We start from the raw sequence: 26,239 nt of genomic DNA, 5'->3' as shown, positions 1-26,239 counted from the left end.
TTATGCCCATATGGTGACTTCACCAGCTTCTAAGAAGGGATTGCCGAACTCCCACCCGGTGGGGGCTTGACGGTAGGGCCGGACTGCGGAAACGCTCACACCGGTGCTGTGCTCGGCCATGACGTGGATGGCGTCGGTGGCATCATCGGGCAAGTGAATATCGCAGACCACGGCGGCAGCTCGGTTCGCTTCCTTCTGCTGAGATAGCGCTTCGAAAAGATCCGCCACCATTTGATCGGCGTCCAGCTCTTCCTCTTCCCCACCTTCGGTGGTTATCGGTGAGACGGCCACCAGACTCAGATCGCCCTCGTGCGTGAGAACAAGGCCCACCGGCAGGAAGGCGCCATGCTCTTCGAGCTGGTCGCCCGCCACACCCAAGGCGGTGCCAATGAGCTTGTTGAGGTCATCTTGGACCAAGAGGTCGGTTTCAGATTGCGGGTTGCTGTTCGGCTCCATCAGGGCTCCTGTAAAAAGTGTTGGGTGGTTGGGGCTGTGCCGTGGTGGCTGTGGTACTTGCCGCTGGCGGGCTAGCGGCGGACCAGCTCAAGAACGGCGTCGCGCAGATCAGCCATGGTCACGGCATCAACAGCTTCGGCATTCAGGCGCAGGAAAGGCTCGGTGTTGGAGGCGCGCAGGTTAAACCACCAGGAACCGTCCTTGGCGGTAAAGGTGACGCCGTCCAGTTCATCAACCACTACGTCTTCGCGGGTGTAGGCCTCACGTACCCGGGCTACTGCGGCGGGGACATCGGCCAGCTGGGAGTTGATTTCACCGCTGGATGCGTAAGGTTCGTATTCGCGGCCCAGATCCGATAGCGGACCATCCTGCTCGCCTAAGGCAGCCAGGACGTGCATGGCTGCGAGCATGCCGGTGTCTGCATTGAAGAAATCGCGGAAGTAGTAGTGAGCGGAGTGCTCCCCACCAAACACTGCGCCTTCTGCGGCCATGGTTGCCTTGATGAAGGAATGGCCCACGCGCGTGCGGACGGCTCGGCCGCCGTCGTGCTCGATCAGTTCCGGTACCGCACGGGAGGTGATGAGGTTGTGGATGACTGTGGGGTGTTCCTCTCCGCCCTTCTTGGCTCGCGCAATCTCGCGGCGGGCCACCAAAGCCGTCACGGCCGACGGCGAAACGGGCGCCCCCAGCTCGTCAATTACAAAGCAACGGTCGGCGTCGCCGTCGAACGCCAAACCAATGTCCGCACCATGCTTGACTACGGCCGCCTGCAGATCCACCAGGTTGGCCGGCTCCAAGGGGTTGGCCGGGTGATTGGGGAAGGTGCCATCGAGCTCAAAGTACAGCGGCACAATCTCAAAGGGCAGGCCGGGCAACAGTGCACTGCCCAGCACGGCCGGAGTGGTCATACCAGCCATGCCGTTACCGGCGTCAACCACTATCTTTAGCGGGCGTGAGGCAGAGAGATCCACCAGAGAACGCAGGTACTGTGAGTAGTCCTTCAGGACATCCGCGGTGCCAATGCTGCCTACGGTTTTATCGGCCGGAATTCCATTGGCCAGATAAGACTGGGCGAGGTCCCGGATCTCGGTCAAACCAGTTTCCGAGGAAAGCGGCACGGCGCCGGGCTTGGTCATCTTCATGCCGTTATATTCAGCCGGGTTATGACTGGCAGTGAAAACCACGCCGGCAGCCTTAAGCGCACCCGAAGCGAAGTACAGCTCATCGGTGGAGATCAGCCCCAGCAGCTGAACATTGGCACCCCTGCCGGATGCGCCCTCGGCAAAGGCTGCCGAGAACTCGGGGGAGGAGGGGCGCATATCGCCACCAACCAAGACGTTTTGGCCCTCAAGGCCCAGCACATCGACAAAAGCAGCACCCACGGCCTTGACGGAGGAGGCAGTAATGGACTGCCCCACAATGCCACGGACGTCATACGCTTTGAAGGAAGTGGAGAGGTCAACAGGGAAATTATCTTCAGTAGTCACCCCATCATCTTAGCGTTGAGGAGCAAACCGTGAAGTTATCCACAGTTTCCCCGGGGTGGGCGCCCATTGTCGGTGGCCGCTGGAATACTGGGGGATATGACGACGCAACCAACCCCCGGTACTTCCACAACATCCCACAGCGCCTCCGCTACCAGGGCTCAGGCGCTGGAAGTGCTACGGGCCTTGGTGGGCCGGGAGGATGCAGACTTTCATGATGGCCAGTATGAAGCCATTGAAGCCCTGGTGGACGCCGGACGCCGGGCCTTGGTGGTCCAGCGCACCGGCTGGGGAAAATCGGCCGTGTACTTTGTTGCCTCGCTGCTACTGCGGGCCCGGGGCGCCGGCCCAACCCTGATTGTCTCGCCCCTGCTGGCACTCATGCGTGATCAAGTTGCCGCAGCGGAGCGGGCGGGAGTGCGGGCCATGGCCATCAATTCCGCCAATGCCACGGAATGGGGTGAAATCTCGGCCGCCCTGGCCGCCGATCAGGTGGACGTGCTGTTGGTGTCCCCTGAACGGCTGACGAACCCGTCCTTCCGGGAAAATCAGCTGCCCATGCTCATTGCGCGTACCGGCCTGTTGGTTGTTGACGAGGCCCATTGCATCTCCGACTGGGGCCACGATTTCCGCCCCGATTACCGCCGCATTGCGGATCTGATTGCTCAGCTTCCGGCATCCGTACCCGTCCTGGCCACCACCGCCACCGCCAACTCACGGGTAGTGGCTGATATTGAGGAACAGCTCGGGGCCGGGGTATTCACCATCCGGGGCCCGCTGGCGCGAAAATCCTTGCGGCTGGGGGTGCTGCGGCTGCCCGATTCTCGTGACCGGCTCGGCTGGTTGCTGACGCATTTGGCAGAACTGCCGGGCAGCGGCATCATCTACACCCTCACGGTTTCCGCGGCCGAGGACACCGCGCGGCTGCTCTCCGGAGCAGGACATGTGGTCAAGGCCTATACGGGACGTACCGACACCATGGAACGCGAGAACCTGGAAGAGGCGCTCAAGAACAACCAGGTCAAGGCGCTCGTGGCCACCAGTGCCTTGGGTATGGGGTTCGACAAGCCGGACCTGGGCTTCGTGGTGCACTTGGGGGCGCCCTCATCCCCTGTGGCCTACTACCAGCAAGTAGGGCGTGCCGGCCGTGGCAGCGCCAACGCGGACGTGCTCCTCTTGCCCGGCAGTGAGGACGCCGAAATTTGGCGCTACTTTGCCACGGCCTCCATGCCGGCCCAGGACAAGGCCATGGCAGTTTTGGAAACGCTGGGCGAATCACCCAAGGCCATGTCCACCCCGGCACTGGAAGCCAGAGTTGACCTGCGGCGGACCCCGCTGGAGCTGCTGTTGAAGGTGCTGGCTGTTGACGGGGCCGTCCGGAGGGTCACGGGAGGCTGGGAATCCACGGGCCAGCCCTGGGTCTATGACGAACAACGCTACCGCCGGATTGCCGCAGCCCGTGTGGATGAACAGCAATCCATGGTGGAATACGAGCGCATGTCAGGGTGCCGGATGGAATACCTGGCCGCCGCGCTGGACGATGAAACGGCGTCTCCGTGCGGGCGGTGCGATAACTGTACGGGCCGCTGGTTTGCCGCAGACGTTGGCCAAGGAGCTGCCGAACGTGCCGGGGAATCGCTGCGTCATGCCGGACTGCCGCTTGATCCACGCGCCATGTGGCCTACCGGCATGGACAAGCTGGGGGTTCCGGTCAAGGGCAAACTGAAAGCCAACGAGCTGCTCTCAACCGGACGAGTTCTGGCCAGACTCAGCGATCTGGGATGGGGCAATGCCCTACGGGCCATGTTTGCATCCGGTGCCCCGGATGCTCCTATGGACCCGGCCATGGCCCAAGCCGTAGTAGCGGTGCTGCGCGAATGGGGTCAGCACGGTTGGGAAGGTGCCGGACGCCCCGTGGCAGTGGTCTCGATGCCGTCCCGGAAGAAACCATTGTTGTTGCAGTCCTTCGCCCAAGCCATCTGTGAGATTGGCCAGCTGCCGTACCTGGGTGAATTATCGCTGCAATTCGGTGGACCCACGGGGGAGCGCGGAGGCAATAGCGCCTACCGCCTGGCCGGTGTCTGGGATCGCTTTGAGGTGGGGCCAGAGCTGGCATCCGCGCTCGCGGATGGCCCGGATGGCCCGGTTTTGCTGCTCGATGATCTGGTGGATAGCCGCTGGTCCCTCACTGTTGCCGGACGTGCCCTGCGTGCCGCAGGGGCGGAACAGGTCCTGCCACTGGTGCTGGCCCAAGCCGGCTAAAGCTTCCCCGTCCCGCCCAACACGCTGGGTCATCTTTCGGCATTAACCCAAAACGCTACCGCAGCAATGGTTGGAGACTCGGGAACGCTAGTGCACACAGTGGTATAGCGTTCCCAAAAATCGCGCCATTGCTGCGATAGCGTCTGGGAAACGGGGCCCGAAGGTAACCGAGCGTCCGCGAGGTGGTGGTTACTGACCGGCGGGGCGCAGACGCAGGGCCTGCATGCCACCATCCACGGCAATGGAAATACCTGTGGTGGAGCCGGAAAGCGGGCTCGCCAAGTACGCCACGGCGCCCGCAACCTCATCGGCGGCAACCAGACGGCCATGCGGTTGACGGGCGTTCAAAGCAGCACGCTCCGCTACCGGATCCGGTGCCGAATCCATGAGCCGGCTGATCCACGGTGTGTCAGCCGTGCCGGGGTTCACGGCGTTGACGCGTACCCCTTCACGCAGGTGATCTGCCGCCATGGCCTGCGTCAAGGACAAAACCGCGCCCTTGGTGGCCGAGTACAGTGCGCGTTGCGGTAATCCTGCGGTGGCCGCAATGGAGCAAGTGTTCACAATAGCCGCGGCAGATGACTTGCGCAGATGCGGCAGGGCAGCGCGGGAAACGCGGACCATGCCGACAACGTTGATGTCCCAGACGCGAGTCCATTCGGCGTCGTCATTGTCCTCCACGGTTCCTTGGGCGCCAATGCCGGCGTTATTGATGAGAATGTCAACTCCGCCAAAGGCTGCCACGGTGCCCTCGATCGCGGCCTTGACGGATGCGTCGTCAGCTACGTTGCAGACAAACCCAAGCTGGCCCTCGGGCAGATCCGCAGGATTCAGGTCAAGGACTGAGATGTTCGCGCCCATGGACTGCAGCTTGGCCGCGATGGCTGCGCCAATTCCGGAGGCACCGCCGGTAACAACGGCTGTCAGGGCTGAAAGCTCGGGGCTCATCTAGGCTTCCTGTGCAGCGGGTGCGGCCCGGAAGAATTCCTGGCGCTGGCGCCCCAAACCGGCGATCTCCACTTCCACGACGTCGCCGTCCTGGATGTAGGGGAAACGGCCGGACAGGGCAACGCCTTCCGGGGTCCCGGTCAGAATGACATCGCCGGCTTCCAGCACCATGTACTGGCTCAGATGGTGAATGATGGTGGGAACATCGAAGATCAAATCCGCGGTGTTGGAGTTCTGGCGTGGCTCGCCATTGACCCAGGTCTGGAGCTGAAGGTTGCTGGCGTCTATTGCATCAGCAGGAACAAACCACGGCCCCAGCGGCGTGGACTTGGGAAGCGACTTACCCTTGGTCCACTGCCCGGCGGCACCCGGGAGCTGGTATTCGCGCTCCGAGAGGTCGTTGGCAATGAGATAACCGGCGACGGCGGATGCGGCCTCGGAGACATCGGACAGGTAGCTGACCTCACGGCCCACAACGATTCCTAGTTCCACCTCCCAGTCATACTTGGCCGAGTTCGGCGGGATGGGGGCGGCATCGAACGGGCCGGACACCGTGTTGTTCGGCTTGAGGAAGACCACCGGACTGGTGGGCGGCTCGGCACCTGACTCTGCCGCGTGAGCTGCGTAGTTCATGCCGACGCAGACCACATTGTTGGGTCGTGAGATGGGGGAACCGATGCGCAGCCCATCAGCGTTGTCCAAGACCGGCAAGGATTCATTGGCCAACGCGGTTCGCAGGGCGGCGATGCCGTCATTGGACAGGAAGGCCCCATCGATGGCGGAGGTTACGGGGCGAGCGTCATAGACGCGTTCAACACCAGCAGAATCGAGCGCGATGACAACGGGAATTTCTTGTCCTTGATCACCAAGACGTGCAATCTTCATTGATTTCCTATCCTTACTGCGGCCGCACCGTTGCGGCCCTTGTGGCTCAGAAACCTCCGTAACAGAGGTCAGTAACGTCTGAGCTTTAAGGTAACTTTACCCACTCATTGCAATTATTTCAGCATTTTGAGACATATTGACATGCGAAACATCGGATGTTTAGCTTGAGGCAACTTCTATTATCTCTAATTCTCTCCTAGGGAGCACCTGTGAGTACCATCATTGCCGTTGAGACCAGCGACGTCCGTTTCCCTACCTCACGTGATCTGGATGGCTCCGATGCCATGAACCCGGATCCGGACTATTCGGCAGCGTACTTGCGTGTTGTTACGGACCACGGCGACGGTCATGAAGGTCACGGTTTCGTGTTCACTATTGGGCGGGGAAATGACGTGGAAACGGCCGCTATCAAGGCGCTGACGCCATATCTCATGGGCCGGAATGTGGAGAATTTGCTTGCGGATATGGGTGCCACCTACAAGGAGTTCATCAACGATTCCCAGTTGCGATGGCTCGGTCCTGAAAAAGGTGTCATGCACATGGCAATTGGTGCTGTGGTCAATGCGCTGTGGGATTTGAAAGCCAAACGTGCAGGCCTGCCGTTGTGGCAGTTACTGGGGACCATGAGTCCCGAGGAGCTCGTGAACCTGGTTGACTTCCGCTACCTCAGCGATGCCCTCACCCCCGAGGACGCCTTGGAGATTCTGCGTGCCGCAGAGCCTGGCCGTGATGAGCGCATGGCTACCTTGCTGGCGGAGGGCTACCCGGGCTACACCACCACACCAGGCTGGTTGGGGTATTCGGATGAGAAGCTGACACGGCTGGCGCACGAGGCCGTTGCCGAAGGTTTCTTGCAGATCAAGCTCAAGGTAGGTGCCGACCTCGCGGATGACGTGAGCCGTCTGCGTACCGCACGTGCCGCCGTGGGACCAGACATCAAGATTGCCGTGGATGCCAACCAGCGTTGGGATGTGGATCAGGCCATCGAATGGATGTCCCATCTGGCCGAGTTTGATATTGCCTGGATCGAGGAACCCACCAGCCCTGACGACATTTTGGGGCACGCAGCCATTGCCCGCGGCGTGGCACCGATCCCGGTGGCCACCGGCGAGCATGTGCAGAACCGTATTGTGTTCAAGCAGATGCTACAGGCGGGCGCGCTGCAGGTTTTGCAGATTGATGCAGCCCGTGTGGCTGGAGTCAACGAAAACGTGGCCATCTTGTTGCTGGCCGCCAAGTTCGGTGTCCGGGTCTGCCCGCATGCTGGCGGTGTAGGCCTATGCGAGGCCGTGCAGCACTTGTCCATGTTTGACTTTCTCGCCGTCTCCGGCAAAAAAGATGACCGCATGATCGAGTTCGTGGACCACCTCCACGAGCACTTCCTCACCCCGATTGATGTTCATGACGGCCGCTACTGGCCGCCCGTTGCTCCCGGTGGCGGCAGCGAAATGCATGCTGCATCCGTAGCGGAGTACAGCTTCCCGGACGGGGCCTTCTGGGCTGCGGACGCGGCGAGTGCCGTGGAAAAGGACATGGTTTAGTCATGTCAGAGCTAGCCATCCCCAATCAGCCTGCCCCCAACAAAACCATCCCCCAGTCCACCTCGGCGCAAGCTGTTTCAGCCCGAGCCGATTCAGCCCAAGCCACCATCCCCCATGCTCCCTGGTTCACCGAGGACAGGCTCGGCATGTTTGTGCACTGGGGTTTGTACTCCCTCGCTGCACGCCATGAGTGGGTCATGTACCGGGAGAACATGAGTGTTGGGGAGTACCGCAAGTACTTTGATCACTTTGAGCCGGACCTCTATGACCCCCGTGAATGGGCCGCCGCGGCCAAAAATGCGGGGATGAAGTACGTGGTCCTGACCACCAAACACCACGACGGTTTCGCGTTGTGGGATTCTGCCCTCACGGAGTACAAATCCACCAACACCCCCTGCGGAAAGGATCTGCTGACACCTTATGTGGCGGCACTGCGGGAGGTGGGGCTCAAAGTTGGCTTCTACCATTCGGTCATCGACTGGCATCACGGGGATTTCACCATTGACGGCAACCACGCTGACCGGAAAAACCCGGATTGGCAGGAGTTGAACAAGGGGCGCGATGGGGACCGGTACCGTAAATATTTGCACGGCCAGGTCCGTGAACTACTCAGCAATTATGGGCAGATTGACTACTTGTTCTTTGATTTCTCCTATCCGGATGTTGCAACTGCCAACCCCGACGGCGGTGGGAGGTTCCCCGGTAAGGGAGCCGCTGACTGGGGCTCAGCCGAGCTGATGAAGATGATCCGGGAACTGCAGCCGGGCATTGTGGTCAATGACCGGCTCAATGTGCCCGGGGACTTTCTCACGCCGGAGCAATATCAGCCGGCAGGGCCCATGATCAGCGGGAACAAGCAAGTGCCTTGGGAAGCGTGCCAAACACTGAACGGAAGCTGGGGCTATGACAGGGACAATCTGGATTACAAATCTGCCGAACAACTTATCCGCATGCTCATTGACGGTGTGTCCAAGGGAGGGAACTTGCTGCTGAATGTGGGTCCCACGGCTCGTGGCGAAATTGATCCCCGCGCACACGAGCTACTGGCTGCCATGGGCGAATGGATGCATCTGCACGGGCGCTCCATTTACGGTGCCGGGGCCTCGGGCCTGCAAGCGCCAGCGGATGCCCGCTACACCCTGCGTGGCAACAGGCTGTACTTGCATCTTTTTGCCTGGCCGTTCCAGTTCATCCATCTGCCCGGCCTGGCCGGAAAGGTGCGGTACGCGCAGTTGCTTAACGATGCCTCAGAAGTTGCCATGCAAGTCCTTGATCCGGGGCAGTCCGCTGGCCACATGACCCCTGCCGGCCAAGCACCCGGTACCTTGACCTTGAAATTACCCGTCAAACGCCCCGGCGTGAGCGTGCCTGTCATTGAACTGTTCCTGAATCCAGAACCCTGAATCCTGACCCGAATGAGCACCGAAGGAGCCCCGCGCATGAGCCAGAAGATCGCCCTACACACCCGGCTAAAGCCCGGCAAAGAGGCTGAATATGACGCCGTCCATGCCCACATCAGTGACGAGCTTGACGCTGCACTTCGCACCGCCGGGGTCACAGCATGGAACATTTGGCGCAGTGGCCGGGAGCTTTTTCATGTGGTGGAAGTGGCCGATTACCAAGCCATGCGCAAGGAATTGGCCACGGATCCTGTCAACATTGAATGGCAGGCCGTCATGAGTGAACTGCTGGAAGTTGAGGACGACTACTCGGGCGATGACATGGGCCTGGCACAAGTGTGGGAACTGCCATGAGCGTGCCAGAACTGGGCCGTTTGGGATTTGGTGCCGCAGGAATCGGCAATCTCTACCGTGCCATGGACAGCGACGTTGCCGCCGCCACCCTCGCCGCCGGGTGGGACGCGGGCATCAGATACTTTGACACAGCACCCCATTACGGACTGGGCCTATCCGAACGACGTGTGGGCGCTTTCCTGGCCGGCAAACCGCGAGAGGACTTTGTCATTTCCACTAAGGTAGGCCGCGTTCTGGAATCGGTGGAGAACCCCTCGGATGCTCGCGATGAGCAGGGCTTTGACGTTCCTGCAGACACCGTTCGCCGCTGGGACCCGTCAGAGGCGGGGATCCGCCGCAGTATTGAGGACTCCCTGACCCGCACTGGGCTGAACCGGATCGACATCGCCTACCTCCACGACCCGGACGTGTACGACCTCGAGGCCGGAATTAGGGAGGCCCTTCCCGCCTTGGTAAAGCTGCGCGAGGAGGGCCTGGTGTCTGCCATTGGCGTCGGCGCCAACTCCGCCGACGCTTTGAGGGACTGCGTGCTCGCCGCGGACCTGGACATCATCATGCTCGCCGGGCGCTACTCACTGCTGGAACAGCCGGGCGCCGCAGACCTCATGCCCCTGTGCCTGGCGCGCGGTGTGGGTATTGCCAACGTTGGCGTGTACAACTCCGGTCTGCTGGCCCGCCCCGTGGTTGCTGAGGGCGCGTTTTACAACTATGAACCGGCCCCGGCGGACATCTTGGCCCGCGCCAAGGCCCTCGCGGCCTGCTGCGACGAATTCGGTGTTGAGTTGCCAGCCGCTGCGCTGCAATTTGCTGCCGCCCACCCGGCTGTGAGCACCGTAGTGGTTGGTGCGTCCAACCCGGATCAAATCACTCAAACAGCGGCACGGATGGCGGCCCAGATTCCGCCCGAGCTTTGGACCGCACTGGTGTCCCGCGGTCTCCTAACGGAAGATCTCGTCTTTGCCTAGCGCGGACGCGGTGGCTCGGGTTGATTCTCACCTGCACCTGTGGGAACTGGGGGAGGGGCGGTATTCCTGGCTGCAACCTGGCCACGGCGTACTGTACAACTCCTTCACCGCGGAGCAGGCGTGGGAAGCACTGTCCGGGGCTGGCGTTCAGCAGGCCATCCTGGTCCAGGCTGACGATGCCGCCAGTGACACTGAAGCCATGCTTGCCGCGGCAGATGCCAACGACTGGATCATCGGCGTCGTGGGGTGGTTGCCGTTGGAAGATCCGTCTGGCGCTGCCGCACTCCTGGAACAATGGAGCGCCAACCCCAAATTCTGCGGTGTCCGGACACTGATCCACGACGACCCCCGCCCCAAGGTGCTGGAGCTTCCGGCAGTCCGCGAAACCCTGGCGTTGCTGGAGCGGGCAGGGATTGCCTTTGATGTTCCGGACGCCTTCCCGCGCCATCTGGGGCAAGTGGCTCAGCTGGCACGGGATTTTCCGCAGCTGCGGGTGGTGGTTGACCATCTGGGTAAGCCGCCGCGCGGAGGCGTAGAAGCCATGGCCGTATGGGAGGCGCAGTTGCGCGCCGTGGCGGCGTTTCCCAACACGGTGGCTAAAGTTTCGGGGCTGCATATGGACGGTGCACAATTTTCCGCAGCAGCGTTGCAGCAGGTGTGGGGCGTTGCTCTGGAAGCTTTCGGTCCCCATCGGCTGATATTTGGTGGTGACTGGCCGGTGAGTTTGCTTGGTGCCAGTTATGCGCAGACCATAGCGGTGGCGGGTGACCTTATTGAAACGTTGAGCCCCGCGGAATCCCAGGCCATCTGGTCCGGGACGGCGCTGCGTACCTATCGTCGCTAGTCGCCCCCGGGAGAGCCATGGCAGAGGCAAGGCTGCCTGCGGAGTGCGGGCGCCCCTAGAGTGCCTGACGGAGCCAGTACTCCACTGCGCTAATGTGAACAGTTAGGAGTGACTTTGCCAGGTCCGCGTCACCGCGTTCCAGGGCTTCAATGATGGCGGTATGTTCTGCCAACGTGCGGTCCACTGCCTTTTCCTGGGTCAGGCCCCGCCAGATGCGGGCGCGCACGGTGCTACTGGAGAGGGCATCCAGGACACTGGCCAGATAGCTGTTATCTGCCGCAGAGGTGATGAGCTGGTGGAAGATGAGATCGTGTTCCACGAGTGCTTCCACACTGGTCGCATCGTCAATGGTCTCCATGGTGGCGCGCAGTGAGGCAATTTGTTCGGGTGTGATGCGCGTGGCGGCAATGGCTGCTGCGGCCGGTTCCAGGATTCGACGCACTTCGAAGATGTCCAAAATGGACTCATCCTGGTGAAGGTCCACAATGAACGTCATGGCCTCCGTCAGTAGCTTGGGTTCCAGGCTTGTCACATAGGTGCCGTCGCCGCGGCGTACATCCAGGACGCGGATAATCTCCAGGGCTTTGACCGCTTCGCGCAAGGAGCTGCGGGACAGGCCCAGTTTTTCGCTGAGTTCCTTTTCCGGAGGCAGCCTGTCCCCGGCACAAAGTTCCCCGGAGATGATCATGTCCTTGATCTTGGTAATTGCTTCATCTGTCACAGCCATGCTGCCAGTGTAATGGTCTGATGTTTGTTTAGTGACCAGGATCGCTGTCTTGAGAACAGAAGGTACACGTTAGTCACGGGATTTTATCGATAAAACAAAAATGCGCTCCTCGACGAATCGAGGAGCGCATTTTTTGGCGGAGACGGGGAGATTTGAACTCCCGGTGGAGTTTAACCCCCACACTTCATTAGCAGTGAAGCCCATTCGGCCGCTCTGGCACGTCTCCAGCACTGGCTAAGGTAGAAGCCCCTAACCAGCATCCCAAACTTTACCCAGAAACAGGCCTGCAAAGCAAAACGAGGGCCGGGTGCGCCAAAATTACAGGCTTCCGGTGAGTGCCCGCCACAGGAACTCGTGCGATGCGCTGTGCAGCCGGGCGGCCTGTTCATTGTTGCCAGCACCGGCATGTCCACCCTCCAGCGCCTCGTGAAAGAGCGCCGGAATGCCCATGGCTTCCATCCGTGCCGCCATCTTCCGCGCCTGCACCGGTCCCACCCGATCATCCGAGGTGGCCGTCCAAAAGAATGCCGCCGGGTACTTCACCTCGGCGAGTAGCAAATGGTAGGGCGAGAACGTTTTGATGTATTCCCACTGCTCCGGCACATCCGGGTCGCCATACTCGGCAATCCAGGATGCTCCGGCGGAGAGTTTCGTGTACCTGCGCATATCCAGCAACGGCACGCCGCAGGAGATGGCACCGAACAAGGACGGATACTGCGTGAGCATGTTTCCCACCAGCAGCCCCCCATTGCTCCCGCCAGCACATCCCAACTTGGCTGCTGTAGCCACCCCGCGCGCTGCCAGATCCAGGGCCACCGCAGCAAAGTCCTCATACGCCCGGTGCCGGTTTTCGCCCAGCGCGGCCGTGTGCCAGCTGGGCCCATACTCGCCGCCGCCGCGAATATTCGCCACCACGTACACGCCCCCGCGCTCTAGCCAGGTACGCCCCACCGCACCGCTGTACGACGGCGTCCGCGACACCTCGAACCCGCCGTAGCCACTGAGCAAGGTGGGGTTGGCGCCGTCGAGCGTTAAATCCTTGGGTCCCACCTGGAAATAAGGCAGACGAGTGCCGTCAGCGGAGGTGGCAAAGTGCTGCTCCACGCTGTACTTTTCCGCGGTGAAGAACGCCGGAGCTTCCCGCACCAGCGCTGCCGGTGCACTCTCGCGGGACTCAAGGGTGCCGCGGTACACGGTGGACGGGGTGAGGAAACCAGTGGCAATGAGCCAGTAGTCGTTGCCGGCCTCTGGACCCTCGTTGTCCACGGCGTACGCGTCCACGGAGTGCAGCGGCGGGCAGGCATCTAATTCCGTGGCGGCCCAGTCCGCGGCGGGATCCAGGATCAGGATTTTGGAGGAAACATCAGATAACAAGTTCAGCAGCAGGTAGTCCCGGGTCCAGCTCCAGGACTGCAGGGATTCCGCGGCGGTCGGGGCAAAAATGGTTGCCAGGTCACGGCTCCCGGCCAGGAACGCGGATAGCTCAATGGCCAGCAAGGTCCCGGCGGCGTACACGGTCCCGGCAACGTCCCAGTCCGTACGTGGGCGCAGCAGCAGCCATTGGTGGTGGAGGGAAACATTCACATCGTCAGGGACCTCGATATGGACCCAGTCATCGCCTACGCGCAAGTAACTGCGGCTGTTGTAGAAATCCAGCACGTCATAAGCCACATCGCGTTCAAAACCGGGAGTGCTGCTGTGGGAGACGCCGCCGCTCAAATGATCCAGCGGAACCGAGAACAGCGGCTCCTTTGCGCCCATCTCCGCCAGGGATTCCCCGCGGCGCAGCACCCGGGCGGCGGCAGGGTAGGAGGAAGCCGTCATGGAACCTTCCCCAGTGTCGGTGCCCACGTACAGCGTGTCCGCATCCAACCACGAAAGCCGGGTCTTCGCTGCCGGAAGGTCAAAGCCGCCCGGCACAAAACTGCGCGTTGTCAGATCAAACTCCCGGTAGGAGACCGCATCGCCGCCGTCGGGGGAGAGCGCCAGCATGGCCAAGCGGTAGTCCGCTCCGGGGGCTGGACGCAGGAATGAGGCCCCCGCCCACAGCCACTGTGCATCCTCCGCAGCGCACAGCGCGTCTACATCCAGCAGCACATCCCACTCCGGTGCGGCACTGAGGTAGCTCTCCCATGAGGTACGGCGCCAGAGCCCGCGCGGGTTCACCTCATCCCGCCAGAAGTTGTAGTACCAGGCGCCGCGCTTGGACACCATGGGGATCCTGTCTTTGGAGTCCAGCACCTCCAGGACCCGGGCTTCCATGGCGGTGTACGCGGGGTTCACGAGGGTGGCGTCGGTGCGGGCGTTGTGCTTGCGTACCCACTCCATGGGCGCCTCGCCGTGGATGTCCTCGAGCCACAAGAACTCGTCGGCGGGCTGGTTGGCTATCTGTTGGGGGGTGGCAGTCACGGCTTCAGTCATGGCACCATCCTAGGCAACGCCAACAGCAGCCGCACGGTACCGGGACCTCACCGCAGCATCCCACGCAACTTTGGGGTGCCCCATCCGTTAAGCTCAGAGGGTGGAATTAACAAGTGTGCAGACGGTGGCAATTGTGGGTGCGGGGCCCCGCGGGACTTCCGTCATGGAGCGGCTGCTGGCCCACCACGCCGCAGGGCACCGCACACGGGCACTGCACATCCACCTGATCGATCCCTTCCCGCCCGGTGCGGGCCACGTCTGGCGCACGGAGCAGTCACGCCTGTACTTGATGAATACGCAAAGTTTTTTCCCCACACTGATCCCGGACCAAGGGGTCAGTGCGCCTGCGCTGGCAGCTTGCAGCTTCAACCAATGGCGTGAAATTCAACAGCACACACCGTGGGAACGCCTCAGCGGCGGGGACAAGGCTGAACTGGCCGTCCTCGGTGCCGCAAATTTTCCCAGCCGCGCTCTCTACGGCAGGTACCTGAGCTGGTGCTTTGAACAGCTCACAGCCACCCTGCCCGACGGCGTGAGCCTCACCGTCCATCCTGCTGAAGCCAAGCGCGTGGTGCGCGATCACAGCAGTGGCGGATTCACCGTAGTCCTGGTGAGCGGGGAAAGTCTGGCCGTGGACCAAGCGGTCCTGGCGCTGGGCCATGTGGAATCAAAGTTGAGCCTGGCGCAGCAACAGCTACGGGCCGAGGCGCGCGAGCATGGCCTGACATACCTGCCCCCGGCGGTGCCCAATGACGTTGACTGGGACCAGTTGCCGGCCCGTGAAACCGTTCTGGTGCGCGGCATGGGATTGAACTTTTTTGACGTTCTGGGCCAGCTGACACAGGGGCGCGGCGGCACGTTTGAGGATACCGGGAAGCCGGCGGGGGAGGCGTTGCGGTATGTGGCGTCGGGCCGTGAACCGGTCATTGTGGGGGCGTCGCGGCGGGGGACTCCTTACCGTGCGAAGGCGGAGCTGGCCAGCTACTACCCTGCAAGTGTGAGCCTGCGTTTCTTGTGCGAGGATGCCGTGGCTTCGATCCGGGCCATGGGAGCCACCGCCGGGTTCGACCACGATATTTGGCCGTTGCTGTACCGGGACACGCTCTGGGCGTACTACACCACCTTGGCCAGGACCCGCCCGGACACGGTGAGCGCCCCTTTGCTGCCGGCATTGGATGCGCTGCTGCATGTTGGGCTCGACGGCGGGGACCCGGGGTGGCAGAGCCGACTCACGGAGTTGCTGGGCAAGGGTGTGCAAGACGGGCTGGTGCTCGATCTGGAAGGGTTGGCCAGGCCGTTAGCTGCGCACCGGCTGCGGGCCGGGGCTGGGCATCGCTTCGCCACGCATGCGGACATGGATACGGCCGTTCTGGAGTACCTTTGCGCCGATGCGGCCGGGTCGGCACTGGGGGAGGATGATCCTACCAAAATGGCTATCGGGGCGTTAAATGCCGGGCGGGCTGTGATTAAATCGCTCGTGGCCGATCGCGGCATCACTCAAAGTTCTTGGCTGGGGGAGTTGCGCGGCTGGTTTGAAGGCTTCGTGGAGGGTCTGGCCAGCGGTCCGCCCGCGATCCGTGTTGAGCAACTGGCTGCGCTGGTGCGTGCCGGGGTGGTCCATTTTGTTGGCCCTGACCCAGTATTTCGCGTCCAGCACGGGGTGTTCACAGCCGTTTCTCCGTGGGTGGCTGATGCGCCGTGGGAAGCCAAGCATTTGGTAGAGGCGCTTGCCCCGGCCAACAACGTACAAGGCAGTGCGTCCATCCTGTTGGCGAACCTGCTGGCCGAGGGCGCCGTCCGTCCCCGCATGATGATGGCCTCCGACGGCGGGCCCGTGGTCACCAGCGGGCTGGACGTAAGCGCCCCGCCGTACCGCCCGTTGGATGGGACAGGTGCGCCTGTCCAGGGCATGTATGTGCTGGGCCTGCAGCTTTCCTCCACGCAATGGGGTACCGCCATCGCGGCGGAGGCGTCGGCGCAGTACCGCAGCGGCTATAGCACGCTGCTGGATGCGGATGCTATCGCCGTGGACATCCTCGCCTGAACGCTATCCCACCATTGGCGCGATTTTCGCGAACGTTATCTCTCCTTTGGCGTGTTTTTGGCGGACGCTCTCGCAGCAAGGGAATGCTCCGGTTAAAGTGCCGCGCCCGTCCCCTCGAGACGAGGGAACGGGCGCGGTGGCTTGGTTCAGCGACGGTTAGTGGCGTGCCTCCTTGCGTCGGCTTGCCATGGCCACGGCAACTCCGGCCCCCACCAGGACCAGGGCACCCAGTCCCAGCGGCAGCGCGGTGGCTCCCGTGTTAGCCAGGTTGCCCGAGCCGTTGCCGGTGCCGCTGCCTGCGCCACCGCCTGCTGTACTCGTCGCAGAAGGCGAGGTGCCCGGAGCGGAGGTGCCCGGAGCCGTGCTGGAGCCGGTGGGGCTCGGTGACTCCGTATCCGTGGGTGTTCCCGCATCTGCCGTCACCGAGATGATGGGGAGCCCGGCGGACGTTCCGCCGTCGGTGGTGATGGTGAGACGGCCGCCGTTGAGCGTTTTCGGCATTTTGAACTTCAAGTCCGCAGAGCCGTTATTGACGATAAAGATATTCTCTATGGGTTGCTGAACCGCCGCTCCGCCGCCCGAGTTTTCGTACCGAACAGTGACCTTCGTGGAGACAGGGGTTCCGAGTGAGGTCAGATCCAGCTTTTTCAGCGTGAGCGTAACCACCTGGCCTTCCTTGACCGTGGACGGTGCGCCCACAACGTCCACGCCGCGGCGGGCAAAGTCAGGTGCTATCGGAGCTTCGGCAGACTTCGCCCCGAGGTACGCAATCCAGGCGTCGCGGTCAATGAGGCCGGAATCCTTGGTGTTGGTGCCTTCGGTGAAGACGCGGAAGTTATCCCCGCCCGTTGCCAGGAAGCTGAACGTACCCACACGGTAGGAGCGTTCCGTATCCAGCGGCGCGCCATTGATGACCACAGAGGTGATGTGATCGCCCAGCGCACGGGAGGAATCGTAGGTGTAGTCCACGTTGGAGGACAGTCCCAGATTCAGGAACGGGCGGCTGGGGATGGGGCCATCCGCGTTGGTCTGCCACTGCTGCTCCAGCATGGTTTTCACCTGCGCTCCCGTGAGGGAGGTGGTCCACAGGTTATTCACAAACGGCAGCACCGCGTTGGCGTTGGCGTAGGTGACCACCCCGTCCTCGAGGCCTGCGTTCTTGTACAGCAGGTCCGCACGGAGTCCGCCGGGATTGACCACGCCAATCTCGGCTCCACCGGTCTGCTCACCCTTGAGCGCATCCAAGAGGGAGTTGCCCACCAGGTTGCCCAGGGTGGACTCGCTGGAACGGTCGTCACGGCTGTACTTGCCGCTTGCCGCATCGAAGGTCTGCGCCGTGGTGATGTCGGCAGAGATCTTGCCTACTGGAACACTGCCGGCAATCTTTGCGGCCTCCAAAGCCGCATCCGTGATGGCCTTGACCTCGGCAACACGCGGGAAAGCGGCCACCAAGAGTGAGTCATCAACCTTGCTGCGTGCCACATTGGACTGCGTGTAGGAGAGAACCTTGTTGTTGGCATCAACTTGCAGCTTGACCTGACCAATGAACTCGCCGTAGCTTCCGGTCTGGAGTATGGGGCGGGTCTTCAATACGGCATCGCTGGCAACGCCGGGGATGGGGGCATCCCAGGCGTACTGCTTGTGAGTGTGGCCCGTGAAGATGGCGTTGACCGAGGCGCTGGTCTTCGTCACAATTTCAGCGAACGCGCCTCCTGCGGCCAGTTCCTGCTCAAAGGTTGCCCCGTCCGGGGTCCCTGCACCGGCACCTTCGTGGTATTCAGCCACGATGACGTCCGCGAGTTTTCCGTCGGTGATCTTTTTGGCAACCCGGTTGACAGCTTCAACAGGGTCACCGAATTCCAGCATAGAGATGCCGGACGGGGTCACCAGTGTGGGGGTTTCCTCGGTGATGGCACCAATGATGGCAACCTTCACACCGTTGACGGTGATGATCTTGTATTCATCAAGCACCGGGGTGGTGGTTCCCTTGGCGTAAACGTTGGCGCCTAGGTAGCTCCAGTTGGCTGCGTCTTGGACGCGCCCTTCCAAATCAGCCCAGCCCTTGTCAAACTCATGGTTTCCAACAGCGGAAGCACTCAGGTCCAGGGCGTTCAGGACATCGATGGTGGGCTTATCGTCCTGCGAGGCAGAAGCGAACAAGCTGGCACCGATGTTATCTCCCGCCGAGAGGAACGCCGTGTTGGCGTCGCCCGAGGCGGCCCGGAGCTGTTCCACTGTGCCAGCGAACTTGACCGTGTTGGAGTCGATGCGGCCGTGGAAATCATTGATGTTCAGGAGGTTGATTTCCTTGGGTGCGCTCGCCGCAGCAGCAAGGTTCAAGCCAACCACAACGGGGTCGTGGTCGGAGGCGGCAAAAGCCGAGGTGTCATAGAAGTCCGTGACGTTGGAGTTGTAGCGGCTGTATCCCATGGCGATGGACTCGGTGGAGTTGATGTTCCAAATGTCCGCACCCGTGACGAATGCGTCCAGTGCCGGGGTAGCCACAATGTGATCCAGTGAGCCCACCAGTCCGCCGAAGGCGTAGGAGTGCTTGCCCGTCTTGGCGCCCTGGTCCACGTATCCTGCCGCAGCCATGAGCAGCATGGGATCTTCAAAGGTGTATGAGTTGAAGTCACCCATGAGCAGGACCTTGTCGGTGCCTTGAGCGCTCTGCTGGGCATTGGAGAACTTCACTAGGGCTGTAGCTTGTGCCGTGCGGGCAAGGTTGGAGTTGCCCTGGCCCTTGTCAATGTCATCCGGTGTTGCGGGGGAACCCTTGGACTTGAAGTGGTTGGCAATCAGAATGACCTTCGCGCCCTCGCCGTTCCCTGCAAGGGTGAAGGCCTGAGCCAACGGCTGGCGGGCAATGCCGGTGAAGGCAGGGTCATCCAGGATGGCGGAGGTACCTACCGGTTTAGCAACTGCCACCTTGTAGATGAAGGCAGTGCGGATCACGTCCTCGATCGCCACCGAGGGGCGCTGGTCCATGCCGGGTGAGCGGACGTAGTCCCACACTCCGGGGCTCTGAACGTTCAGTGCCGCCACCAGGGTGGCCAGGGCGAAATCGCGGTCCTCGCCGAACTTGACGGAGTTCTCAATTTCCTCCAGTGAGAGCACATCGGCCCCTGACTGGTGGATGCCGGCAACAATTTTCGCCTGCTGGCGTGTGAGGTTTGCGGCATTGGCAGCACCACGTTGGAGGCAGCCTGTCCGCACTGTAATGGGGTTGCCTGCGCGGTCATTGTAGAACTGGCAGGAGGCGTTTTTATCGCCGGTCTGCGTGAAGTAGTTCTGGACGTTGAACGTGGCAACCTTGAGGTCCCCGCCGACGGCACTTGGTGCATCAACCCGGTTGTTACCGAAGGCGATGGGCTGAACGGCTTCTGCGTTGGCAGGTGTCAGTGCCTCCAACGGCTGGAACTTGTAGGCGTTATTACGGTTGTCAAAGATCACGTTCGTTGCGAACTCGGCGGTGGAGCCCACCCGCATCGGTGTTGCTGCGCTGAGCCACGGCAGCGGAACCGACTGGCCGGCGGCGTTGAGGAAGTTGGTGCTGGCGCCGTCATCGAGCCTGATGGCCTTGGTGGCGTTGGTGGCAATCGTGGCGGTGTGTGCAGCGGAGCCAACCGGACCCACGGCGGTGGGCTGGAGCAGCACTTTGGTGCCTACTGCCAGGCCAACTTCGCCGTAGTTATTCAGCGTGTAGTTGTCGGTGATGGTGAATTCGCCCTGGGGTGCCACGAGCATACCCTCAAGGGCTTCGCGTCCTTCTGTGGTTTCCGGGACACTGACGACGGCGGCCTTGACCTCTGTCGCTGCCTCGTCCAGTACCGTCATACCATCGGCCGGGACGTCAATTTCGGTGGTGGTGGTGGTGTCAGTGGCACCACCAAATTCCTTCACGAGTCCGCTCACCTGAACATAATCACCAATCTTGACCTTGGCTACGGTGCCGGGTGAGTAGACGAACACGCCGTTGGAGGCTTTGTGGGTGGCCATGTCCAGATCGCCACCGGTGCCGGGAGTCTGGATGAAGTAGCCGTCGAAACCTCCGGTGGGGTAGGCCGCCGTGACCTTGCCCTTGGTGGTGACAGTGGAGCCTTCAAAGGCGCTCTTGGCGCCTTCACCCTGGATCTCGGCGATGGTCTTGTTGCCGGCATCCTCCGGCGGCTTTGGCGGTTCTACCCCGCCAGCCGTGCCGGTGGGCGTAGGAGCTGCGGTGGTGAAGTCGGTGGAATTGTTATCCGTGTCCACTGCGTCGCTTCGGTTCAGTGAGAGCGCCACAGTTTGGCCGCCAGCAGGTACGGCTTCAAAAGTATTGGATGTGCCGTACCCGAGCAGGTCGACAATGTCGGCAGTGCCCACCAGTGAGCCGGTTGCCAGGTCTGCAGGAAGCCGCTCGGCCTTGTTGGAGAGGAACAGGGTCCCGGCGCTTCCGGAGAACGCGAGACTGCCGGTATCGGCATCGGCGGGCGGCAGGTCAAGGCCCTTATCCCCGTTGGAGTTGCCCTTGATCAGGTAGTAGTCATTGGCTTTGATGGTGCCCGCAAGCCCGGTCAGCCCGGATGGTGCCACTGAGCCTGTGGCTGAGCGGTACTGCAGTGACCAGCCGCTCAGGTTGATGTCTGCATTTGTGGGGTTGTACAACTCCACGAATTTATTTTTGAAGCTGGCGTTCGCGCTGCCACCGTTGAGGTACGCCTCGTTGATGATGACGTTGGGTACCGCTGGTAGAGCCGCGAGTGGAGCGGCAGGGGCGCGATTTCCTTCCGTTCCCAGTTCCGCCGCGGATTCGGTTGGTTCGGGGGCAACGTTGGCAAGGGCTGGCGAGATCGCCAACGGCGCCACGGCCAGACCGAAGGCCAAGGCGGCCCCCAATCCTGCCTTGTAGAAGTTACTGCTCGTCATGTCTCCAACTCTCGAAAGGGTGGCACACCGTTGTGCCGTGAGTGATGATGAACCGCAGCTTTGGCTCAGTGAACGGCAAAGAGCAATCCCAGAGAGCGAACTGCGGAAGCGTTAATGAGCCAAGCACATAGATGTGAATCATTCATGAACTAGTGGCTTCGGTCAAGCAAATACAAGGGTTTTGTGCGGAAGTGGGCACATGTGGGAGTAAAAGTAACATCGGTCGGGGTATGCCCGCATTGGGGAGCTGGAATCCGAAGAAAAAAATATTTTGAAACTTGATTCCAGAAAAGTGTTGCCCAAGTCACAAACTTAAACTAGAGTCTAGTTTCAGTTAACAAATGTCCCGCTCGTCGGACCGCTTCCCTTCAGGAACGGTTCGGCCGTGATTTTGGAGTGATTCAATGCCTTTGTCCCTCACAGAAGAGCACGCCGATCTGGCTGCCGCAGTTTCAGACTTCGCGGACCGGTTCGCCGACGTCCTGCAGACCCGTGAACTGTTCGAGGCCTACGGCGCCGGCGGCCGCCCGGCGCACTGGGGCGAACTGGTGGACAACGGACTCCACGCCCTGCACATCAGCGAAGAGCGCGGGGGACAAGGCGGAACTGTCGCCGACACCGCAATCGTGGTCGAGGAGTTCGGCCGCCGACTGGTGCCCGGCCCCTACGTTTCCACCGTCCTGGCAAGTGCTGCTGTCGCGGCCGCCGCCGAATGCAAGGCCTCCACACACGGCCTGGACGTGTTCGCGGAGGGTGCCACAGGTGCCTTGGCCATGCCCGCCGCCACGCTCACAGCCCTTGCCACAAGTACAGGGTGGATCATGAACGGGCGCACGGCTGTGGCGTCACTGCTCTCGGCAGAACAGCTAGTGGTTGGATTCACCGACGGCACACACACCCGCTTCGCCCTTATTGAGGCCGAGCGGGCCGGGGTGGCCAAGGTGTCCGCAAGCTGCACCGACCTGACTCGCGACGCCGGCACTCTGGTGATGGAGAGCGTGGTCATCGGCGCCGACGACATCCTGGCCGGGCTGGGCCTGGGCCACGTTGAAACCCTGCAGGCGGGCCTGCTCGCCGCAGAGGCTTCGGGAATCATGCGGTGGGCCGTGGAGGTTTCCACGGACTACGCCAAGATCCGCGAACAGTTCGGCAAGCCCATCGGCTCCTTCCAAGCCGTCAAGCACAAGTGCGCCAACCTGCTCATCGCCGCCGAACTGGCAACCGCCGCAGCGTGGTCGGCTCTGGTGGCCCTGGACCAGGACGCGGACCAGCAAGCGTTGGCCGCCGGGTCCGCACGGGAGGCCGCCATTGCCCAGGCCGTGGACGCAGTCACCGAGGCTGTCACCATCTTGGGCGGGATCGGCTACACCTGGGAGCACGACGCCCACCTGTACCTGCGCCGCGCCATGACCCTGGCCGCACAGGTGGCACCGGCCAGGGCCGGCATAGCCTCCGTTGGCCGTGTTGCGCTGGAGCTGGACCGCCGCATCGATATTGAACTCCCCGATGAGGATCCCGCCTTCCGCCAGCGCATCGCCGGGCTCCTGGACCAAGCCGCCGCCATGAAGAATGAGCACGACGGCGGACGCTGGAACTCGCGCGGTACGCAGCGGACATTCCTGGCTGAGAACGGCCTCGCGGCCCCGCACTGGCCCGCCCCCTATGGCTTGGCAGCCTCCCCAGGGGAGCAGGTGATCATCTCCCAGGAATACGCCCGGCGGAATCTCATCCAGCCGTCGTCGGTCATTGGCGAATGGGCCATGCCCACCGTCCTGGCCTTCGGCAGCGAGGAGATCAAGGAAAAGTTCGCACTCCCCACACTGCGGGGCGAGCTCATCTGGTGCCAGCTCTTCTCGGAGCCTGGCGCCGGTTCAGACCTGGCCGGGCTGTCCACACGTGCCAATAAGGTGGAGGGCGGCTGGGAGCTCAAGGGACAAAAGGTGTGGACCTCCGGGGCGCACGAAGCCGATTGGGGCATTTGCCTGGCCCGCACCGACGCCGACGTGCCCAAGCACAAGGGGCTCAGCTACTTCCTGATGGACATGCGCAGCACCGGCGTGGACATCCGGCCTCTGAAGCAGTCCACGGGCGATGCGGAATTCAACGAAGTCTTCCTGGACTCCGTGTTCGTGCCCGACGCCTACCTGCTCGGCGAACCTGGCCAGGGCTGGCGCATCACGGCCACCACCTTGCAAAACGAGCGCACCCAAATCTCCTCCGGAGTATCCGCCGGCGCCGAGGAATCCCTGCGTGAGCTCATCCGGGAGCAGGGGTACTGCGCAACGGAGGAGGAGGCCTTCACCGAGCTGGCCCGCATCGTGGCTCTCAGCAGCGCCATCGGTGCTCTGAACCTGCGTGAAACCCTCCGCCAGGTCAACGGCCTCCAGCCCGGGGTCGGCTCGTCCCTGGCCAAGGTTGCCCACGCCAGGCTGTCCCGCGAAGCAGCCACCCGTGTGTTGCAGTTGGCCGGTCAGGGCGCCCTGTTTGCCCAGGCCCCGGGCGACGCGGTCACCGGGATGCTGGGTGTCCCGCAGGTCCTCATTGGCGGGGGAACCGTTGAAATCCAGCTCAACGTCATTGCCGAACGCATTCTAGGCCTGCCGCGCGGCTAGGCCGGAAACGCGGCCAGCGCCAAACACAGCCAGGCCGGCTGTGGGAATAGAACGTCAACACTCCATGCTTCACCGAAAGGAAACCTTTTCGCATGACAACGATGACAGGCGAGGCCACTCCCTTGCAGAACATTCACACAGCAGGCGCCGCAGGCGCTGCGGACTCCACAGCGCAGGGCAAAGCAGTGCAGGGCGCGGCCGTGCAGAATACGGCCGTGCAGAACCTTGACACGGCCCGGCTGCGCGAGCTCGTTGAGCCTCGGAGCATTGTGATCATTGGCGCCAACACGAAGTCCAGCTGGTCCCACTTCACGCACAGCAACCTGATGGAAGGCGGCTTTGCCGGGGAACTGTTCATGGTCAACCGCCGCGGTGAGGAGTGCCACGGGCAGCGCTCCTACACTTCCATTGCGGAGCTGCCTGCGGTTCCCGATCTGGCCATTGTGCTCACGGGTACCAACTCGTTGGAGACCGTGCTGGAAGAGGCCCGGGTCAAGGGCATCCGGAACCTTATCCTGCTGGCCTCGGGCCTCGGCGAGGCGGGGCCGGAGGGTGCGGCGCTGCAGGAGCGGCTGGTGGAGCGCGCCCGCAATGCCGGACAGCTGATCCTGGGCCCCAATAACCTTGGTTTCATCAACTCCCACGCGAAGGTCGCCGCGTTCAGCCACATGACGCAGATGCCCATGATCGCCGGAGGGGTCGGTGTCGCCAGTCAGTCCGGTGCCCTGGCCATCTACCTGTTGCCGTACATGGCCTCACGCGGGGTGGGATGCTCGACGGCGGTCACGGTAGGCAACGAGGCCATGGTCTCGGCCATCGACGTCATGGACATGCTGGTGGAGGACGAAAACACACGGGTCATCGCCGCTTACCTGGAACAAATTTCCAACCCGGAACGGTTCCTCGCCGTGGCCGAAAGGGCCCGCCTGGCCGGCAAACCGATCGTAGTATTCAAGGCCGGCCGGGGCGAAGCCTCAGCCCGCGTGGCCGCCGCCCACACCGGTTCGCTGGTGGGCGATGACAAGGTTATTGACGCAGCCTGCAAGCAGTTCGGTGTTGTGCGGGTGGACAACATTGAAGACCTGGTGGCCACCGCCGGCATCATGGAATCCTATGGCGCCCTGTCCGGAAACAGGGTGGGCGTGGTCACCGGATCCGGTGCCATGTGTGCCTTGATCGCGGAGAAAGCCGAACTGGCGGGCCTGGAACTGCCGACACCCGCAGACGCCACCGTCCGTGCCCTGTACGACGCCGGGCTCCCCTCTTTCTCCACGATCAACAACCCGATGGACACCACCGGCTATATTTCGGTGGATCCGACTATCATCACCAAGGCCAACCAGTGTTTCATCGACGACGAGAACTTCGACTTCATCGTGGTCAACAGCTCCTGGCCGGAGAACCAGCTGATGGCAGACATGGGCCGGTTGAACCAAGACGAGTTGCACCGCCAGCTCACGTCATCGACAAAGCCGGTCATCAGCATGAGCTTTTTGCCCACCACCGTCACAGAATTCGGGCGCGCTTTCGCCAACGAGCATGGCCTGCCGCACTCCTCGGACTCCTTTGACCGCGGCATCCCGGCCGTGGCCCGCAGCGCCTGGTGGAGCAAGCGCTCGGATGAACTCACCACAGACCCGGCCGTGGCGCCGGCAGAACTGATTGAGAAGCCCGCAGGGGCTCAGACATGGACCGAAATTGAGGCCGGCGCGTTCCTGCGCAAACACGGGGTGCCCTACATCCCGGCCGCGATCGCAACCTCCGAAGAGGAGGCCGTGGCCGCAGCCGGAGACATGGGCTACCCCGTGGTCCTGAAGATCGCCTCCGAAGATATTGCGCACAAGACCGAAGTGGGCGGAGTCCGGCTCATGCTCCGTGACGCAGCGGCCGTCGCCGAGGCGTACAACTTCATCATGACATCCGTGGCAGACCTGGCCCCGGGTGCACACATCCAAGGTGTTGCCGTCTCTCCCATGCGGCCCGCCGGCAATGAGCTACTCGTAGGCGTTGTCCGGGACCCGCAATGGGGACTGGTGCTCGCCGTCGGATTTGGCGGGGTCATGGTGGAGATTCTCAAGGACTCCGCACTGCGCCTGTTGCCCGTGGGGCCGGCCGAGATCCGCCGCATGCTCGAATCCCTCAAGGGCATCGAATTGCTGACCGGTTTTCGTGGCGGCGCAGCCACAGACCTGGACAAGCTGGCCGAGACCATCTTCCGGATTTCCCAGGTGGCAGTGGGCCTCGGCGACGAGCTTGAAGAGCTGGAAATCAACCCGCTGCGCGTTGCCGGCGACGAGATTGAAGCCCTCGACGCCCTGATCCGCTGGAAGCAGCAGTCATGAAAGGCCCCGAACACGGCCGCACTAAGGCCCGGTGGTACCGTTGATG

At 62.3% G+C, this 26,239-nt stretch carries 16 protein-coding genes and 1 tRNA gene; 9 read left to right on the top strand and 8 right to left on the bottom strand.

Annotated elements, in window-relative coordinates; genetic code table 11:
* Complete coding sequence (locus CVS29_RS03750) at positions 1 to 456, bottom strand: hypothetical protein (RefSeq protein ID WP_110105019.1); 456 nt, start codon at positions 454 to 456, stop codon at positions 1 to 3.
* Positions 457 to 527: 71 nt separating this feature from the next.
* A complete protein-coding gene (locus CVS29_RS03745; protein ID WP_110105018.1) occupies positions 528 to 1,943 on the bottom strand; it encodes a phosphomannomutase/phosphoglucomutase in 1,416 nt (471 codons plus the stop codon).
* Between the two features lie 96 nt (positions 1,944 to 2,039).
* Here CVS29_RS03745 and CVS29_RS03740 point away from each other — a divergent pair, with 96 nt between their 5' ends.
* Positions 2,040 to 4,202: a RecQ family ATP-dependent DNA helicase gene (locus CVS29_RS03740; protein ID WP_110105017.1), complete on the top strand. Its 2,163-nt coding sequence runs from the start codon at positions 2,040 to 2,042 to the stop codon at positions 4,200 to 4,202.
* A gap of 189 nt (positions 4,203 to 4,391) precedes the next feature.
* Here the strand turns inward: CVS29_RS03740 and CVS29_RS03735 are convergent, their stop codons facing one another.
* On the bottom strand, positions 4,392 to 5,150 hold the full coding sequence (locus tag CVS29_RS03735; protein ID WP_110105016.1) for an SDR family NAD(P)-dependent oxidoreductase: 759 nt from the start codon (positions 5,148 to 5,150) through the stop codon (positions 4,392 to 4,394).
* Entirely contained in the window at positions 5,151 to 6,035 is an 885-nt protein-coding gene (locus tag CVS29_RS03730) for a fumarylacetoacetate hydrolase family protein (RefSeq protein WP_110105015.1), read from the bottom strand. It lies immediately after the preceding gene.
* Between the two features lie 209 nt (positions 6,036 to 6,244).
* Between CVS29_RS03730 and CVS29_RS03725 the strand changes: the two genes are divergently transcribed.
* Genes CVS29_RS03725 through CVS29_RS03705 form a run of 5 tightly spaced genes read left to right on the top strand, consistent with a single transcriptional unit; the run spans position 6,245 to position 11,139 of the window.
* Positions 6,245 to 7,576 (top strand): L-fuconate dehydratase, encoded by a 1,332-nt coding sequence (locus CVS29_RS03725; protein ID WP_110105014.1) that lies wholly within the window; start codon positions 6,245 to 6,247, stop codon positions 7,574 to 7,576.
* Positions 7,577 to 7,578: 2 nt separating this feature from the next.
* Positions 7,579 to 8,979, top strand: coding sequence for an alpha-L-fucosidase (locus tag CVS29_RS03720; RefSeq protein WP_110105013.1), 1,401 nt, complete (start codon positions 7,579 to 7,581; stop codon positions 8,977 to 8,979).
* 36 nt (positions 8,980 to 9,015) lie between these two features.
* Complete coding sequence (locus CVS29_RS03715) at positions 9,016 to 9,330, top strand: L-rhamnose mutarotase (protein WP_110105012.1); 315 nt, start codon at positions 9,016 to 9,018, stop codon at positions 9,328 to 9,330.
* Positions 9,327 to 10,295 carry an aldo/keto reductase gene (locus CVS29_RS03710; protein ID WP_110105011.1) on the top strand — a complete coding sequence of 323 codons (969 nt, stop codon included), beginning with the start codon at positions 9,327 to 9,329 and terminating at the stop codon, positions 10,293 to 10,295. Before CVS29_RS03715 ends, CVS29_RS03710 begins: the two co-directional genes overlap by 4 nt.
* Positions 10,288 to 11,139 (top strand): amidohydrolase family protein, encoded by an 852-nt coding sequence (locus tag CVS29_RS03705; RefSeq protein WP_218867978.1) that lies wholly within the window; start codon positions 10,288 to 10,290, stop codon positions 11,137 to 11,139. Before CVS29_RS03710 ends, CVS29_RS03705 begins: the two co-directional genes overlap by 8 nt.
* Positions 11,140 to 11,194: 55 nt before the next feature.
* On the opposite strand, the gene CVS29_RS03700 is transcribed toward CVS29_RS03705, so the two are convergent.
* The 3 genes from CVS29_RS03700 to CVS29_RS03690 all read right to left on the bottom strand — a co-directional run bounded on the left by CVS29_RS03700 (position 11,195) and on the right by CVS29_RS03690 (position 14,287).
* Positions 11,195 to 11,866 carry a FadR/GntR family transcriptional regulator gene (locus CVS29_RS03700; protein WP_110105009.1) on the bottom strand — a complete coding sequence of 224 codons (672 nt, stop codon included), beginning with the start codon at positions 11,864 to 11,866 and terminating at the stop codon, positions 11,195 to 11,197.
* 134 nt (positions 11,867 to 12,000) lie between these two features.
* Positions 12,001 to 12,092 (bottom strand) — tRNA-Ser (locus tag CVS29_RS03695).
* A gap of 92 nt (positions 12,093 to 12,184) precedes the next feature.
* A complete protein-coding gene (locus CVS29_RS03690) occupies positions 12,185 to 14,287 on the bottom strand; it encodes a prolyl oligopeptidase family serine peptidase (RefSeq protein WP_110105008.1) in 2,103 nt (700 codons plus the stop codon).
* Positions 14,288 to 14,387: 100 nt separating this feature from the next.
* Here CVS29_RS03690 and CVS29_RS03685 point away from each other — a divergent pair, with 100 nt between their 5' ends.
* Positions 14,388 to 16,331: an FAD/NAD(P)-binding protein gene (locus CVS29_RS03685; protein WP_245932053.1), complete on the top strand. Its 1,944-nt coding sequence runs from the start codon at positions 14,388 to 14,390 to the stop codon at positions 16,329 to 16,331.
* A 156-nt stretch (positions 16,332 to 16,487) separates the two neighbouring features.
* On the opposite strand, the gene CVS29_RS03680 is transcribed toward CVS29_RS03685, so the two are convergent.
* Entirely contained in the window at positions 16,488 to 21,239 is a 4,752-nt protein-coding gene (locus CVS29_RS03680; protein ID WP_110105007.1) for an ExeM/NucH family extracellular endonuclease, read from the bottom strand.
* A 404-nt stretch (positions 21,240 to 21,643) separates the two neighbouring features.
* Here CVS29_RS03680 and CVS29_RS03675 point away from each other — a divergent pair, with 404 nt between their 5' ends.
* A complete protein-coding gene (locus CVS29_RS03675) occupies positions 21,644 to 23,851 on the top strand; it encodes an acyl-CoA dehydrogenase family protein (protein WP_110105006.1) in 2,208 nt (735 codons plus the stop codon).
* Between the two features lie 92 nt (positions 23,852 to 23,943).
* The gene (locus CVS29_RS03670) at positions 23,944 to 26,193 is read left to right on the top strand and encodes an acetate--CoA ligase family protein (protein ID WP_110105005.1); all 2,250 of its coding nucleotides are present in this window, start codon (positions 23,944 to 23,946) and stop codon (positions 26,191 to 26,193) included.
* Positions 26,194 to 26,239 lie beyond the last annotated feature (46 nt).

It is taken from the genome of Arthrobacter psychrochitiniphilus (assembly GCF_003185915.1).
GTDB lineage: Bacteria > Actinomycetota > Actinomycetes > Actinomycetales > Micrococcaceae > Specibacter > Specibacter psychrochitiniphilus.
The sequence above is the reverse complement of the archived record's forward strand: the minus strand, read 5'-3'. Positions and strand labels throughout refer to the sequence as shown.